This is a genomic window from Variovorax sp. PBL-E5, assembly GCF_901827185.1.
In the GTDB taxonomy this organism is placed as follows: domain Bacteria; phylum Pseudomonadota; class Gammaproteobacteria; order Burkholderiales; family Burkholderiaceae_C; genus Variovorax.
In genome coordinates this window covers 4,994,922-5,009,476 of record NZ_LR594671.1, presented here as the reverse complement: position 1 = coordinate 5,009,476, position 14,555 = coordinate 4,994,922, and the positions used below count along the sequence as shown (strand labels likewise).

Here is a 14,555-nt window from a genome sequence, read left to right as displayed (position 1 = left end):
TGGCCCCAGGCCGTTCCGCCGCCACGGCCTGTCCCTATGCGGGTCTCGCTCGCCTTCGTCGAGCATCGCGTCAACGTCTGGCTGCGCTTCGGACAGCCGGTTCGCGAGACGGTGGTGGACCGCTGGCGGCGCGTGGCGACTTTCGAGCCCAACGCAGTCTGCTGCCGCGTGAAGTGGATCGGCAATGACTACGGCACGGCGCTCTGGCAACTCATGGTGGTGCAGGCGCCGATGCCGTTCGATAGCGCGCAACGCATCGCCGGCGTAACGCCCGGCGCGCACATCCTGCTGCGCGCCGATGGCGAGCACCAAGTCAAGCCGGTGCTCGAAGTGATCGACGCCATCGAAGCGCTGGGCATCGAACCGGCCGCAGTTGCCGCCACGTACTGGCGCACGGTTGGAAACCGGCTGGCAGCACGCCAGTCGCTGCCGGACTACAGCACCGAGCGGCATGCGGCGCATCTTGCGCGAGGAGCGTTGAGATGAGCCGGCGTTCGCTCTTCGCCGGCATGGGCATTGGCCTGGCTGCGCTGTGCGCGCCGGCATTCATGCCGATGTCGGCGCGTGGGAATGTGTTCGTGGTCTACAACCCGACGGACAGCGTGCCTCGCGGCTGGTACCGAATCGGTAGCATCGACAACGCGGCCTCGCTGCACGTCGGCAGCATCGTGCTGGCTCGGCTTCCCGCTGACGTGGCCTCGTTCGCGGGACAGCGCGGCTACCTTCCGAACGGCGTGCCGATTCTCAAGCGCATCGGCGCCGTTGCGCCGCAATCAGTGTGCGTTCACGAGCATCGCGTGCACATCGACGGCTCAGTGGTGGCAACCGCTCGGATGCATGACGGTGCGCACCGGCCGCTGCAATCCTGGTCACAATGCCGTCGCCTTTCCGATGGCGAACTGTTCTTGCTCACCGACACGAACCCGGCGTCGTTCGACAGCCGTTACTTCGGCCCCATCGCCGCGTCCGCCGTCCTGGGCATCGCGCGCCCACTGTGGACCTGGAGCGCGCCATGAGCTTGGTTCTCTCGCGTCATCAGACACGCCGCCGAACTGCAGCCCGGCATGCGTCTGCGCTGCACTCCATCGTGCAGGGAGCCCGCCGCCAGCGTGCAGGTTGCGCTGCACCGTCGCTGCACTTCAGGCAGCGGTGCGCACCTTGTGCGCGGCTGGCAGCTGGTCGGAGCCGGGAGCGGATGCGGAAGGCGGAGACGGAGGGCCAGATAAAAGGGGTGGCACGTCGAGCCCCTCGAAGACAGTCTGCACGTGGGCTTGCGGCGGCACCGCAAGGACTGCCGCGCGTGCCGCGCAGATGCGGGAATCCGCACTGCAGCGGCGATTGCTGTGTGCCGTTTCTGATGCGCTGCGCCAGGGTGCGTTGGGGTCTTCATGGCTGGCAATGAAGAGGATCGCTTTCGCGTCAAGCCCGCGGCGCAGAAGTCGCGCGGTGGACCGCGCTCGCAGCGCTTCGTTTCGCAGGTGCTCAAGCAGGTGTCGAAGACCGGGGCAAGGCCGTCGGGCAAGAGCCTTGGTAGACCCGCCAACACATTTGGACGCGGCCGCGTCGCTGCCTCCATGGCCGGCCAGCGCCTGGGGCCGAACGCGCGGCGAGTAGTCGTCAAATCCCGCTACGTCGCACTCCGACGCGCCAGTCCGAACTCTGTGGCCGTGCACCTGCGCTACATCGAGCGCGACGGCGTTACACGCGATGGGCAGAAGGGCCAGGCCTACGGCGCTGACACCGATGCGGCCGACATCAAGGCCTTTCAGGAGCGGGGGCAGAACGACCGCCATCAGTTCCGCTTCATCGTCTCGACCGAGGATGGGTTGGAACTGAAAGACCTGATGGGCTTCACCCGCCAGCTGATGCGCCGCATGGAGATCGACCTGGAGACCCGACTGGACTGGGTGGCCGTAGACCATTGGGACACAGACAATCCGCACACCCACATCGTGTTGAATGGCCATACGGGCGGGCCTGCCAGCGGCAGGGAAGATCTCGTGATCGCCCCCGACTACATGGCCCACGGCATGCGCCTACGCGCCAGCGAAATCGCCACCGAATGGCTGGGGCCGCGCACCGAGGCGGAGATCTCTCAGAGCCTGCTGCGGGAGGTCGACCAGCAGCGGCTTACCAGCCTGGACCGGGCGCTGATCCGGCAAGCTGGCGCCGATGGCATCGACCTGACGGGCAACCCGCAAGACCGGCCGCGTCAGAACGCACTGCGGGCACGGCTGCAGCGGCTCGAACGCATGTGCCTGGCCGAAAGGATGAATGCGAATCGGTGGAAGCTCCAGCCAGGGATGGCCGCCACACTTGACGCCATGGGCCAGCGCGAAGATGCGCTGGAGACGGTGCGCCGTGCGCTCAATGGGCAGCGGCGAGAGTGCGTGATCGACGAGCGGCGAATTTCCCCCATCATTGGCCGGATCGCGGGCAAGGGTCTGGCCGACGAACTGCATGACCGCAGCTACTTGGTGGTCGATGGCATTGACGGGCGGGCGCACTACCTGAAGCTGCCAGCCGGCACCGACCTCGCAGCACTGCCCGTGCACGGCATCGTGGAGGCGCGGCCGCCTGGGCAGGAGAAGCCTGTGGACCGCCACATCGCAGACGTCGCGCGAGATGGTCTTTACAAAACCGTCGACCACGTAGCGCAACTGAAGCAAGCCAGCGACAACGACCCGCAATCCACTGTCGATGCGCACGTGAGCCGGCTCGAAGCGCTGCGCCGCGCTGGCATCGTGGAGCGCATCGCCGATGGCGTTTGGAAGGTACCGCCGGATCTGCTGCAGAAGGCCAGGCAACATGATGCTCAGAAGTCTTCCGGACTCGCGATCGAGCTGCGATCGCATCTGCCGATCGATCAACAGGTACGCGCCATCGGCGCCACTTGGCTGGACAAGCAGTTGGTAGGCGATGCTTCGACTGTGTCCGGCCAAGGCTTTGGGGCTCAAGTGCGTGATGCGATACGCGCCCGTGTCGACTTTCTCGCTACGAAGGGACTTGCCGAATGGCATGGCCAGCGCGCGGTTCCCGCGAACAACCTGCTTGCGGCTCTGCGCGACCGAGAGCTGACAGCGGCCGGCAAAGCGCTGGAGCAGCAGACCGGACAAACCTACCGCCCGCTGCAGGATAGCGAGCACGCAACCGGCATCTACCGCCGCTCGATCCTGCTGGCCAGCGGCCGATTTGCGATGCTGGATAACGGCATGGGTTTCCGCCTTGTGCCGTGGCGGCCTGTGGTCGAACAGAAGCTTGGACAGCAAGTGTCTGCCGTTGTGCGCGGTCAGTCGGTCACATGGCAACTTGCCCGAACGCGCGCGATTGGTCTGTGATGTTGTCGATCGTGCCTGGACACACTGATTGATTAACTGGCCAACCTCGCCTTAGCCGCCGCAAGTAGACGCATTCGCGACCTAGAAGAGGGAACTGGCGATGCTCTCTTTGAACGTCATGCACGTGGCATGGTCCCGACCGCGGCAGGGCGAGTGTTCGTAAGTCATGGGGTCGCCCTTTTGCAGTCGATGGATCAGCTTGGAACCGAACTCGCAGATCTGCGACAAGGCATTGCACGTCACGTTCCCCTCACCGCGAGTTCACCAGCTAATAGCCAGTTTCTGCGCCTCTATTGGCTGACGTTCCGCGAACCCGACGAGGTGGCGGGAACTTTACGGCTCGCGGCAGCTACACGCTCTTAGGTTACTGCCGCTTGTAGCGAGATTCCATAGGCAGCAGGCGTCCGCTCGGATGGTTCCAGTAGAGCAAGCCAGAACTCGAGAAGTACTTGGCAGCGAATGTTCGAGGCTCGTCCGTTTCGGGGCAATTCTCCAAACAACGCGACAACTCGACCTAGTGGGATCCTTTTCGAATTGTCAAGTCCGGTCGTTCCAAATCCGTACTTACTTTTGAGTCAATGAAAATATCGCGCCATCACAGCGGTCGGTGCGGGCGATATCGGCGATGCACCAAAGCGCCCCGACTAATCGACGGATGGCATCGCGATCCAAGGATCGTCCGTTTTCGCGGAACAAGGTATTGATTCAAGCATGCTGCGGAGCGATCCCAAAAGTGCGGAGGAAACCTCGCTCCGTATACTGCTTTCGATATTTACCCGCCGCGATGGTAACCATTTCGGATCCACCGAGCTTCAACCCATTTTTCCTGCGCGGGCTGGGTAGGAGTCGGGCGTCTGCAGGTGCAGCAGGGTGGGGTCGCACCGATGTGTCCTTGAGGTGCGCCTGCAGGCTGCTGCGCGCACCGCCAAAAGTTCAAGGATGCCGCCTTGGCGACGCCGAGCGACGGCATCCGCCGGTACCCTCTCGCCTCTATCACGAAGCAGGTAGACCTGCCACAGCACGCGATGCCCCGGCGGATTGATCACCGGTGCGGTTTCGCCAGGAGCAAGAATCGAGGGTTGCTCACGCAGGTCCACCGCGATCAGCGCACCAGACGCACCCTAGGTGCGCGCCAAGGAATTCGCCAATGTCACGAAAACCAGCCTGAAAGGCGCGGTCGGCAGCGCTCGGCGACTTGGCGGCCACTTCTCGCGTGTCCCCGTCCAGGTCGATGCCATCGCTATCGCACGTGGCGATCCAGGCACGGTAGGTAGTGGCCACTCCGTCCTCGTGCACCGCAACCGCCGCGCCCAACTCTTCCGCGCCCCATTTGGGTTCGGATTGTCCTGGCAGCACTGATGTCACTAGCAGCGCTAGGAACCTGCTTCGCTTCACTGCTCACTCTCTGCGGATGTGACGCAGGCTCAATCCTTTTTAGTGCCTTCATTGCCCGTGTAAGGATTGGTGTTTCCCTTCTGGCTCCAGTTATTAGACTTCGTTGCGTCTGAATTGGTCGCGTGATGAGGCGGAAACGTAAGTACCATTTTTGGTGACGTGCCCACTCACAAAGTGGCTGCCACCTACTCAGCCGAACTCGATCTCGGCGTCCGCATCCAGACGATCACATTTTTTCCTCCAGGGGCGGCAAGCGTCCTGGTCCACCAGTCCTGAAGCGATTGCGCTCTTTTTTTTCCACACCGCGACGCTGTTGCATGAAATCGTGCCCTCGACCCTCCTGACAAAGAAAGTGCAGAAACCATAAAGCACCATGCAGCTCAAAACGCACAGACACGTTGCTGGCCTTGGCGGCGCTTGACTGCGGCTATGAATTCGCCGGCCCATCCGCTCGTCACGTTCTCTAAGGGAAAGCCAGCTAACGCACTAGGCCAAAACTCACCTTTGACAGCTCATCAGCAGAGGCTAGGACTTGTTGCGCGATTGCCTCGATTTTCTCGGGATCCATGCGAGATGTCGGGCCTGCGATGGTGACGACACCGACGACCCGGTTGGCCGGCTTGTTCCACACCGGGGCAGCTACTGCCGAAATGCCGTGTTCATTGGTTTCGTGGACAAGGGCATACCCTTTGCGGCGCACTTTGGCCAGCAGCTCTAGCAATTCGGTAGCTGACTTCGGTGCATTGGGTCCGCGGTTTTCTGGGTCGAACCCCTGGCGCATCACGATTTCCAATGCTTCGTTTTCCGGCAAGGTGGCCAGCCACGCATGGCCGGTTGCACTGGAGAACAGGACAACCTCTTCGCCTGGCTCTGCATTCGCGTCGTAGCGCAGCCCGGTGCGCGAACCCTGAACCTTTGACACCCACACCAAGCGCTTGCCGTCGACGATGCTCATCCGCGCGAGTTCCTTCGTTTCGGCCGCTAGCCGATGGAGCACAGGCTGGATCACGTTGGTGACCCCGGCAACATTGAGATAGCTCATGCCCATCTGGGCGAGTTTCAGCGTCAGCCGATACGGTGCCTGTTCGTTTTCCTGCGTGACAAAGCCTGCTTCACTCAGCTCAGCCAGCACGCGGTGCGCGGTGCTTCGCGGAATTCCCAGCGGGTCTGCCATCTTGAACATCGGCAGGCCATCCTGGGCACGGCAAAGCAGGTCGAGCATTGCCAAGCCGCGTTGAAGATTGGTTGTTAACACCTGAACTCCTTGACGATTTGGAATTTACATTCCAAAGTGGAATCTTGATTCCAACTTGTGTAATATAGCGGCATGGACAGGCTCGCTACAACCCAATGCCAAGTGATGACAGCCCGGCAGGCTGGGGATTTGATAGGGGACAACAACACTGTTGCCATCACTGGCGCAGGCGGTGGAATGCTGGAACCCGACACAGTGTTTGCCGGCATCGAGTCGCGCTTCCTGGAGGGCAATGGTCCGCACGATCTGACTCTTGTATGGGCGCTTGGTCTTGGCGATAAAAAGCAAAAGGGCGTCAACCGGTTTGCGCATGAAGGACTGGTGCGAAAGGTGATTGCAGGACACTGGGCGGCCTCTCCGCGGATGCAGGCATTGGTGCGCCAGGAAAAGATCCAAGCATATTCGTTTCCCTCGGGCGTCATCTCGCAGCTCATGCGCGAAATCGGCGCTGGGCGCCCCGGCCTTTACTCCACTGTGGGGCTCGGGACCTTCGTGGACCCACGCGAGCAGGGTGGCCGGATGAACCGATCCGCCAAAGAGGACCTGGTGGAGCTGGTGAGCATCGACGGGGCCGAACACCTTCGCTACAAGCCCATGCATGTGGACGTGGCAATCATCCGGGGGACCATGGCCGACCCGGACGGCAACATCAGCCTGGCCCATGAAATCGCCAACCTGGATGTATTTGCTCTGGCACTGGCAGCGCACAACTGCGGCGGCAAGGTCATCGTGCAGGTCAAGCAGCTGGTCGGCACCGGGGAACTCCCACCAAGAAGCGTGCAGATTCCGGGCGTTCTCGTCGATGCGGTGGTGGTTGACGAAGCGCAAATGCAGAACTATCACACGTTCTACGACCCTTCGATATCGGGCGAGCGGCGCGTGCTCGTGGAGAGCGAGCCCCAGCCCTTCAGCCTGCGCAAGATCATCGCTCGCCGCGCCGCTGAGGAACTGCGCCCCGGCGCCGCTGTCAACTTCGGGCTGGGCATGCCCGATGGCGTGGCCAAACTCATCACTGAGCGCAACGAGCAGCATCTCTACAAGCAGACGGTGGAACACGGAATTCACGGAGGCAACGTGCTTGATGGGGCCGTGTTCGGAACGACCATCAATGCGACGGCAATGATCGATTCGACCTCGCAGTTCGACTTTTACAGCGGGGGCGGTCTGGACATCGCCTTTCTCGGCATGGGCGAGATGGACGCGCAAGGCAACGTCAACGTCTCCATGCTGGGCGGTGAAGTCGTTGGCCCGGGCGGCTTCATCGACATCAGCCAGAACGCGAAGAAGGTCGTGTTTTGCGGAACGTTCGGCGCCAGGGGCAGCGAGGTCGATGTGGTCGATGGCGTGTTGAGCGTGCGCGCGCACGGCCAGGTCAATAAGCTGGTTTACAAGGTCAGCCAGATCACATTCAGCGGACAACGCGCTCTCGCGCGCGGCCAGCAGGTGCTCTACGTGACCGAGCGGGCAGTGTTTCGACTCATTAAAGAGGGCGTCGAGCTGATCGAAGTTGCGCCAGGCATCGATGTCCAGGCGGACGTCCTGGAGCAAATGCAATTCACGCCGCGGGTTGGGTCCCCGTCGCTCATCAATCCCGGCTATTTCCATCCATAAAGCATGCAGCAATGACAAAAGAGTTTTACGTTCAACCAGGCGACAGCGCTTCGTTCAGCAAGACCGTCGGCGAATATGACGTGTACGGCTTTGCCGGCATCACGGGGGACTTTGCGCCCAATCATGTGAACCAGCAGTACATGCAGAAGTCGAAGTTCGGCAAGTTGCAGGCGCACGGCGCTTTGCTGGTCGGCTACATGTCCACGGTGTCCAGCCTGGCCATTGCGCACATGCGCGAGGGCGCGGACGAAACGCCGGTTGCACTGGGCTTTGACCGTGTGCGGTTCCTCGCGCCTATTTTTTTTGGTGACACGGTTCACCTCAAATACGAGTTCACAGACGTGGACACCGAGCGGCGCAGATCGACAGCGCACATCGACGTGACCAACCAGCATGGCACGCTGGTCGCGGTCGCGGTCCACATCCTGAAGTGGGTACGCAATGAAAGCTGAAGTGGCAATCGTGACCGGTGGCGCCGACGGGATCGGCTGGGCGACAGCGCGCCGGCTGGTTGAGGGTTTTCGGCACGTCGTCATCGCGGACATCAGGCCTGATGCGGCCGAACAGCGCGCGGCAGAGCTCGGCGCAGCACACGCGGGTATCGGGTGCGATGTCGCCGTCGAGGCCGATGTCGTCGCGTTGATGAAACAGGTGCACAAACGCTACGGCCGGGTGGACGCGCTCGTCAACAACGCGGGCATCGGCGACCAGCCCGTGATGACGCTGGAGCAAAGCGTGGAGGCGTTCGACCGCATTCTTGCCGTGCATGTGCGGGGTACATTTTTGGCCAGCCGCGAGGCCGCGCGCATCTTCGTACGGCAGCAGTCCGGCGCCATCGTCAACATTAGCTCCATCGTGGGACACGGCGGCTTTCCGGGGCGCAACGCGTATGGCGCGGCAAAGGCCGGTATATCTTCAATGACGGAAAGCATGGCGTGCGAGTGGGCGCGCGACGGCATCCGCGTCAACGCCATTGCCCCCGGCTACGTGCAAACAGACCTCATGATGGCGCTGGTTGCCAAAGGCGCCCTCAACCTCAACGACATCGAAGCGCGCACTCCCGTAGGCCGAACGGTGCGGCCACAGGATATTGCCGACGCAATAGCCTTTTTGCTTTCAGAGCGAGCGTCCTCTATCACCGGCGTGACGCTGCCGGTGGACTGTGGCTGGCTTGCTCTTGGAGCGCCGCCCGCCAAACTGGGGACGGTTGCGGACATGCGCGCATGACCACGACCATGACCACGAGACACCGCATGGTTTCCCAACTGACGCTCGGCTATCTGACGCTGGGCCCGCAGACGCTTCCACTTGAACTGGTGAAGGCCGCGGCGGTCGCGGGTTATGGCGCCGTCAGTCCACGCATAAGTGGCCGCTACCCTGGTGATACGTGGGGTCAGGCCGGCAGCCACGCAGCCACGTTCGATGAGTTTCGCAGCGCGGCGAATGGCGCGCGCATCCGCATCCCGAGTGTGACCGGCTACTACATCTCGCCTCAGGTTCATATCCAGCACCTGCTCGCCAACGTGGCGGCCGCCACGCAACTAGGGGCGCGCAGGATTATCCAGGGCTGTTTCGATCCGGACCTTGAGCGCGTCGCTTCACTGTTGAGCATGTACGCGGCCGCTGCCGAAGATGCGGGCGTGCAGATCTCCCTGGAGTTCATGCCGATGAGCGAACTCAAGACAATCGGCCAAACCTTCGAGCTCATCAAGGCCGTCGGTGCCTCGAACCTTGGCCTGGTGATCGACACCTTGCACCTCATGCGATCGGGCGCGAGTGCCGTTGACGTTGCGCGGCTCGATCCATCCAGCATCCATCTCACGCAGCTGAGCGATGCTCCTGCCCAACTCGCGCCGGGTGCATCGCTCTTCGATGAGGCCATGTCGGGGCGCATGCATTTGGGCGAGGGCGGACTCGACCTTGCTTCGGTGGTGCGCGCGCTGTCCGCCGACGCCGAGCTTGAACTGGAAACGCCAGTCGCCGCGCTTGCGTCCCGTTGCGCAACCCGTCGCGCGTGCCTCGCGGCAGAGGCCGCGCAGCGATTTTTCAACAGCAACTTTCCAGAACACCAGGAGACATGCCCATGAACACTCTCTTTCTTCTCAACAGGCGCCAGTTCCTGTCCGCAACGGCGCTGGCGGGCGCTGCTTGTCTTGCCAGCGCGCAGGATCACTTTCCGTCGCGGCCGGTCACCATCGTTGTCGCGTTCGCGGCGGGGGGTATTGCGGACACGCTCGCGCGGCTGGTCGGCACGCTGATGTCGGAGCGGCTCAAGCAGAGCGTCGTTGTGGACAACAGACCGGGCGCCGGAGGGACGATCGCCGCGGCGTCCGTGGCCAGGGCGCCGAAGGACGGGCACACGCTGCTGCTTGCATCCAATGGCCACGCAGTCAACGCTACGATGATGAAGCAGCTGCCGTTCAACCTTCTCACCGACTTTGTGCCAGTCGGCGGGATAGCGACCAGCCCGCTCGTGGTGGTCGTGCGAAACGATTCGCCGTACAAGACGTTCGGCGACGTGATCGTGGCGTCAAAGACCAAACCCATTGCCTACGGCTCTGGCGGCGCGGGTACCTTGACGCACCTGTTGCCTGAACTGGTGGCCGCCAATACCGGAGCGAACTTCATTCACGTTCCGTACCGGGGAAGCGGCCCGGCCATCGTCGACCTCATGGGCGGGCAGGTGGAGTTCGTGATGGACTTGGTGCTCACGGCGCTGCCGCAGGTCGCGGGCGGCAAATTGCGCGCGCTGGCCGTCAGCAGCCGCCAGAGATCGGCGCAGCTGCCCGATGTCCCCACACTCGCGGAGACTTCGATGCCCGGCCTCGACGCGCAAGGCTGGTACGGATTGCTTGCACCCGCGGGAACTCCGGCCGCTGTGCTGGACCGTTTGAATGCCACGCTCAACGCGGTGCTTGCAGAGCCGTCCGTCATCGCAAGGATCACTGCTCTGGGCTCCGCGCCCATGTCCGGTTCACGCGATGCGTATATGTCGCTGGTCCGCTCCGAGGTCAAGCGCTGGGGCGATATCGTCACCGCCAGGAACATCACTGCGTCCTGACACACCGTGCGCCGCTCTATGATTGGCGCATGGCAACCTCAGCGAAGCGCGCACCCAAATCAAAACAGCCGGCCGGCCAGCCCCTTCTTGTCGATCCCCCGGCGCGAGCGCCGGTGGAGGGCGAAGTCCAGGACCTGCTGTCGGACCGGCTGGCACGGCAAATCCGGCTGGGAATTTTGCGCGGCGAAAGCCCGGCCGGCTCGCGCCTGAACCTCGACGAGATGAAGGGGCGCTACGACGTCAGCCTCAGTCCGTTGCGCGAAGCACTGTCGCGACTCACCGCTGAGGGCTTCGTCCATTTCGAGGCCAAGCGCGGGTTTCGCGTCAGTGAAATGTCGCGCGCCAATCTCGGCGAGATCGTCACCATCAGGCGCCTGTGCGAGCCCGTGGCCATCCGCGAGTCGGTGCTGCACGGCGACGATGATTGGGAAGAGCGGGTCGCAGCGACCGCGCACATGCTGGGCAAGCGCATTGCCGCAAAGCCCGGGCCGGCATCGGCCGCCGAATGGGAAAACGCGCATCGCAAGTTTCACCTTGCAGTGTTGTCAGGCTGCGGCATGCCCATGCTCATGCACTTTTGCAGCACGCTCATGGACATGCAGGACCGTTACCGCCTGCAGTTGACTAAAGACGGTGAATATTCCCGGCGCGCGGAGGGCGAGCATCTTGCACTGCTGGACGCCTGTGTGCGGCGCAACGCGCCGCTGGCCGAGAAGCTCGCGCTGCAGCACATCGACCGCACGTACGAATATCTCGTCGGCCTGATGGGCGACGCAACCAGGCCGGCCGCCGAAGTCCGGAAAAAAGCTTCTCGCGCCTAGGCCGAAGCGATATGGCGCGCAGCGCGCCACGCGAAAGTCATCCCCGGCCCCAGCGTTGTTCCCGGACCCGGATATGCACCGCGCATCATCGAGGCCATGTCATTGCCGCACGCATAGAGCCCGGGCACGGGGGTGCCCGCACTGTCGAGCACACGCGCATCTGCATCGGTCGACAGGCCCAAACTCGTCCCCAGATCTGCGACGTGAATGCGCACCGCATACAGCGCGGTTGTATCCAGCGGGCGCAGGCATGGATTGGGCGTATGGAGGGGATCGCCGTTGTGCCGGTTCAGGGCCGACTCGCCACGATTGAAATCAAGATCCACCGCGCTGGCTGCGCTCGTGTTGTACCTGGCCAATGTGCCTTGCAGTACGCCGGGATCGAGGCCCAGTTGCGCGGCCAGGCCTGCAGGGGATGTGGCGTGCGTGAGATAGCCCGATGCAACGAACTTTGAAAGCGACTTCAGCCCCGGCCTGACCATGCCGATACCGTAGCTCTTGATAAATGCTGCGTCTGCGATCAGGTAGAACTGCGCGCTGCCGGTTTGCCGTGCGTTGTCCAGCATCGCTTCGCACAAGTGATGGTAAGAGTCGGCTTCGTTGGCAAACCTCAGTGCCGCGGAGTTCACCGCCAGCAGGCCGGGCTTGGCTCGGTCCAGCATGATGTGCGGGAAGGTCGCAACACTGCCGTCCGCACGCTTCATGGTGGACACGGGCATCCAGAACGCGGGGGACTTGTGCTTGTCTTCCACTGCGCCGCCTAGCGCCATGCCCAGGTCGATGCCGCCGCCGGAATTGCCACCGTGCGCAACGCTGTGCGCAATTGCAGGCGCGGGCAGCCAGCGCTCGCGCATTTGCGCGTTGCCCGAAAACCCGCCGGTTGCCAGCACGAGTGCCTTGCCGATACGAACCGCCCGCTCGCCCTGGGCATGCCCGACGACACACGAGAACCCCGTGCCGTCGCGCTGGACGCGCGTGACTGTGCTCTCAAACGCAATCTCGATGCGTTTGTCCAGGACTGTCGCGAAAAGCTGGGCGACCAGGGCATTGCCCATGACCAACCGCGTGCCCCGCTTGCGGGTCAGTCGGTCCATGGCATGCCGCAACACCAGGCGTGCTGCGCGCAAGAACGAGCGTGGCTCGCGCGTCGCATTGAGCAGGTCGGGGATGTCCGCTTTCGACACCATCATTCCGCCCAGAACCATGAACTCGGCCAAGGGCGGGCGAATGCGCGCGAACGCAGGCCCGAGCAGCCTGCCGTCAAACTCGGCAGGCGCGAACGCGCGGCCGCCCAGAGTCGCACCGGGCAGCGACTGCAGATAATCCGGATGTGCGGCAACGGCCGACAGGCGCACCCGCGTCGCGCTATGGAGAAAGCGCAGGAGTTGCGGACCCGAGTCGAGCAGGGCATCGATCTTGGCGGCCTCGGCGCCCCGGCCGATGCTCGCTTCGAGATACGCGCGAGCCTGGTCGCGGCATGTGCCTTTGGCGTCGTCCTGCGCTGCGCAAGGCAGCCAGAGTGTCCCTGCGGAGGTGGAGCTTGTTCCGCCGACCTGGTTGCTCGACTCCACAAGCAACACCTTCAGGCCGCGTGCATGTGCGGCCAGCGCGGCCGTCATACCGGCTGCGCCGGCGCCAAGCACAAGCACATCGACGTTCTGGCCCTCGCCCATCACGCCTCGCTCTCAAGCAATGCGCCTTGCGCAATCAGCCGCTCCTGCAGCGCGGGGATCGGAGCCGAGCGGACATCACCGGTCCAGCCTGGGTCGCCCGCGCACATCGCAGCCGCCGTTCCCGCTGCCTGGCCCATCGCCATGCAGGTGCCCATCACGCGTGCCGAACTCTGCGCCTCGCGCGTCGCCGACAGGCAGCGCCCGACGACGAAAAGATTGCGCACGTTCTGTGCAATGGCCACGGAGAGCGGAATGTCGTAGGAGCCACCGTCCTTGATGGTCTGGCGGCGGTGCGACGACACCGCAAACAGGTCGATCTCGTGGCCGCCCTTGGCTACCACGTCGGCCCGCTTGCGTGCCTGGAGAACGTCGTCCTCGGTGAGCACATAGTCGCCGACAATGCGGCGCGTCTCGCGCACGCCGATCTTGCCCGCGACGCCGGAGAAGTGCGCGCTTTCAAAGCCAGGCACGCGCGCCTTCAGGAAGCGCATGGAGGTTTGTATCTGCGAAAAGAAAGTCGGGATGGCGGCACTGAGTTGCTTCGTCTCGGTCGCGTCCACATTGCCGATCTGCGTGCAGTTGATGCTGACCTCGCTGCGGGCCACGGACACCGGGATGACCGCGACGATGGAGGTGGGGAACATCTCCTTGTCTTCGATGGCGCGCTTGAGCAGGCCCCGGTCACCCAGCAACACGATCTTGGGTTGGCCCTGCTTGACCAGCGCCTGCGCGCATTGCTCGCGTGTCATTCCCAGTCCCGGAAACTCCGCCAGCCCATAGTCCTCTGGATGTGCCAGCACATTGCCCAGCAGGCGCGGTGTGTCCACGCCGATCATGCGGAAGATGAGCGAGGGCGGCTGGAAGAAGCGGCCGTCCTTGCCCAGTTCGGTCTTGCCGCCCGCCGCGTCCACCAGGTCGGCGTCGCCGCTGGCATCAATCACCACTTTCGCGCGCACCAGGTGGCGACCGGACTTGTTCTGCACAAAGACGCCGCGAACCTGTCCATCGACTGACAGCACGCCAGTGGCCAGCGTGTAGAGCATGAGCTCGACACCGGCTTTGTCGAGCAGGCCGACCACGGCGAACTTCATGAGTTCCGGGTCGTAACACACGAGGTGCAGGGAGCGGTAGTCAAACACCGGACCGATGTAGCCATCCAGTGCTTCTACTTCGCGAAGCAGGTCGCGTGCGATGCCGCCCACGATCCACTCGCCGCGGGTGGACACCATCCCCAGCATGGAGATGCCGCTGACCAGTTCTCCGCCCACCATCGGCGACGCCTCAACGAGGATGGTTTTGGCGCCGTTGCGCGCCGCGCAGGTTGCGGCGGCCACACCTGCGGCGCCGCCGCCAATGACCAGCACGTCGCATTCGATCTCACGCGTGATATCGAGCATGTTG

Annotated in this window: 13 protein-coding genes; 10 read left to right on the top strand and 3 right to left on the bottom strand. The window is 63.3% G+C overall.

Annotated features, from left to right (window positions below):
- Window positions 1–36 precede the first annotated feature (36 nt).
- From WDLP6_RS24440 to WDLP6_RS35395, 4 genes are all read left to right on the top strand, one after another.
- Window positions 37–486: a DUF2840 domain-containing protein gene (locus WDLP6_RS24440; protein WP_232077282.1), complete on the top strand. Its 450-nt coding sequence runs from the start codon at window positions 37–39 to the stop codon at window positions 484–486.
- Complete coding sequence (locus tag WDLP6_RS24435) at window positions 483–1,016, top strand: S26 family signal peptidase (protein ID WP_162594448.1); 534 nt, start codon at window positions 483–485, stop codon at window positions 1,014–1,016. The genes WDLP6_RS24440 and WDLP6_RS24435 overlap by 4 nt, the downstream gene beginning before the upstream one ends.
- Before the next feature lie 372 nt (window positions 1,017–1,388).
- Window positions 1,389–3,338 carry a DUF3363 domain-containing protein gene (locus WDLP6_RS24430; protein WP_162594447.1) on the top strand — a complete coding sequence of 650 codons (1,950 nt, stop codon included), beginning with the start codon at window positions 1,389–1,391 and terminating at the stop codon, window positions 3,336–3,338.
- A gap of 36 nt (window positions 3,339–3,374) precedes the next feature.
- Window positions 3,375–3,701 carry a LysR family transcriptional regulator gene (locus WDLP6_RS35395; RefSeq protein WP_162595239.1) on the top strand — a complete coding sequence of 109 codons (327 nt, stop codon included), beginning with the start codon at window positions 3,375–3,377 and terminating at the stop codon, window positions 3,699–3,701.
- Between the two features lie 1,510 nt (window positions 3,702–5,211).
- On the opposite strand, the gene WDLP6_RS24420 is transcribed toward WDLP6_RS35395, so the two are convergent.
- A complete protein-coding gene (locus WDLP6_RS24420; RefSeq protein ID WP_162594446.1) occupies window positions 5,212–5,988 on the bottom strand; it encodes an IclR family transcriptional regulator in 777 nt (258 codons plus the stop codon).
- A 72-nt stretch (window positions 5,989–6,060) separates the two neighbouring features.
- On the opposite strand from WDLP6_RS24420, the gene WDLP6_RS24415 reads away from it, so the two are divergent.
- From WDLP6_RS24415 to WDLP6_RS24390, 6 genes are read left to right on the top strand one after another with little or no spacing between them, the layout of a single operon-like run.
- A complete protein-coding gene (locus tag WDLP6_RS24415) occupies window positions 6,061–7,599 on the top strand; it encodes an acyl CoA:acetate/3-ketoacid CoA transferase (protein WP_162594445.1) in 1,539 nt (512 codons plus the stop codon).
- 11 nt (window positions 7,600–7,610) lie between these two features.
- Window positions 7,611–8,051, top strand: coding sequence for a MaoC/PaaZ C-terminal domain-containing protein (locus WDLP6_RS24410; RefSeq protein WP_162594444.1), 441 nt, complete (start codon window positions 7,611–7,613; stop codon window positions 8,049–8,051).
- Window positions 8,041–8,826 carry an SDR family NAD(P)-dependent oxidoreductase gene (locus WDLP6_RS24405; protein ID WP_162594443.1) on the top strand — a complete coding sequence of 262 codons (786 nt, stop codon included), beginning with the start codon at window positions 8,041–8,043 and terminating at the stop codon, window positions 8,824–8,826. Before WDLP6_RS24410 ends, WDLP6_RS24405 begins: the two co-directional genes overlap by 11 nt.
- Before the next feature lie 26 nt (window positions 8,827–8,852).
- The gene (locus tag WDLP6_RS24400; RefSeq protein WP_162594442.1) at window positions 8,853–9,686 is read left to right on the top strand and encodes a sugar phosphate isomerase/epimerase family protein; all 834 of its coding nucleotides are present in this window, start codon (window positions 8,853–8,855) and stop codon (window positions 9,684–9,686) included.
- Window positions 9,683–10,660 carry a Bug family tripartite tricarboxylate transporter substrate binding protein gene (locus WDLP6_RS24395; protein WP_162594441.1) on the top strand — a complete coding sequence of 326 codons (978 nt, stop codon included), beginning with the start codon at window positions 9,683–9,685 and terminating at the stop codon, window positions 10,658–10,660. The genes WDLP6_RS24400 and WDLP6_RS24395 overlap by 4 nt, the downstream gene beginning before the upstream one ends.
- 29 nt (window positions 10,661–10,689) lie before the next feature.
- Window positions 10,690–11,481 carry a GntR family transcriptional regulator gene (locus tag WDLP6_RS24390; protein WP_162594440.1) on the top strand — a complete coding sequence of 264 codons (792 nt, stop codon included), beginning with the start codon at window positions 10,690–10,692 and terminating at the stop codon, window positions 11,479–11,481.
- On the opposite strand, the gene WDLP6_RS24385 is transcribed toward WDLP6_RS24390, so the two are convergent.
- Together WDLP6_RS24385 and WDLP6_RS24380 are read right to left on the bottom strand one after the other, a co-directional pair.
- Window positions 11,478–13,154, bottom strand: coding sequence for an FAD-dependent oxidoreductase (locus WDLP6_RS24385; RefSeq protein ID WP_162594439.1), 1,677 nt, complete (start codon window positions 13,152–13,154; stop codon window positions 11,478–11,480). The genes WDLP6_RS24390 and WDLP6_RS24385 overlap by 4 nt on opposite strands.
- Window positions 13,154–14,551 carry an FAD-dependent oxidoreductase gene (locus tag WDLP6_RS24380; protein ID WP_162594438.1) on the bottom strand — a complete coding sequence of 466 codons (1,398 nt, stop codon included), beginning with the start codon at window positions 14,549–14,551 and terminating at the stop codon, window positions 13,154–13,156. The genes WDLP6_RS24385 and WDLP6_RS24380 overlap by 1 nt, the downstream gene beginning before the upstream one ends.
- Between the last annotated feature and the right edge of the window lie 4 nt (window positions 14,552–14,555).

Excerpts from the sequence above, each read along its gene's own strand:
- WDLP6_RS24440 (WP_232077282.1), top strand. The coding sequence starts at position 37 with ATGCGGGTCTCGCTCGCCTTCGTCGAGCATCGCGTCAACGTCTGGCTG.
- WDLP6_RS24435 (WP_162594448.1), top strand. The coding sequence starts at position 483 with ATGAGCCGGCGTTCGCTCTTCGCCGGCATGGGCATTGGCCTGGCTGCG.
- WDLP6_RS24430 (WP_162594447.1), top strand. The coding sequence starts at position 1,389 with ATGGCTGGCAATGAAGAGGATCGCTTTCGCGTCAAGCCCGCGGCGCAG.
- WDLP6_RS24415 (WP_162594445.1), top strand. The coding sequence starts at position 6,061 with ATGGACAGGCTCGCTACAACCCAATGCCAAGTGATGACAGCCCGGCAG.
- WDLP6_RS24410 (WP_162594444.1), top strand. The coding sequence starts at position 7,611 with ATGACAAAAGAGTTTTACGTTCAACCAGGCGACAGCGCTTCGTTCAGC.
- WDLP6_RS24405 (WP_162594443.1), top strand. The coding sequence starts at position 8,041 with ATGAAAGCTGAAGTGGCAATCGTGACCGGTGGCGCCGACGGGATCGGC.
- WDLP6_RS24400 (WP_162594442.1), top strand. The coding sequence starts at position 8,853 with ATGGTTTCCCAACTGACGCTCGGCTATCTGACGCTGGGCCCGCAGACG.
- WDLP6_RS24395 (WP_162594441.1), top strand. The coding sequence starts at position 9,683 with ATGAACACTCTCTTTCTTCTCAACAGGCGCCAGTTCCTGTCCGCAACG.
- WDLP6_RS24390 (WP_162594440.1), top strand. The coding sequence starts at position 10,690 with ATGGCAACCTCAGCGAAGCGCGCACCCAAATCAAAACAGCCGGCCGGC.
- WDLP6_RS24385 (WP_162594439.1), bottom strand. The coding sequence starts at position 13,154 with ATGGGCGAGGGCCAGAACGTCGATGTGCTTGTGCTTGGCGCCGGCGCA.
- WDLP6_RS24380 (WP_162594438.1), bottom strand. The coding sequence starts at position 14,551 with ATGCTCGATATCACGCGTGAGATCGAATGCGACGTGCTGGTCATTGGC.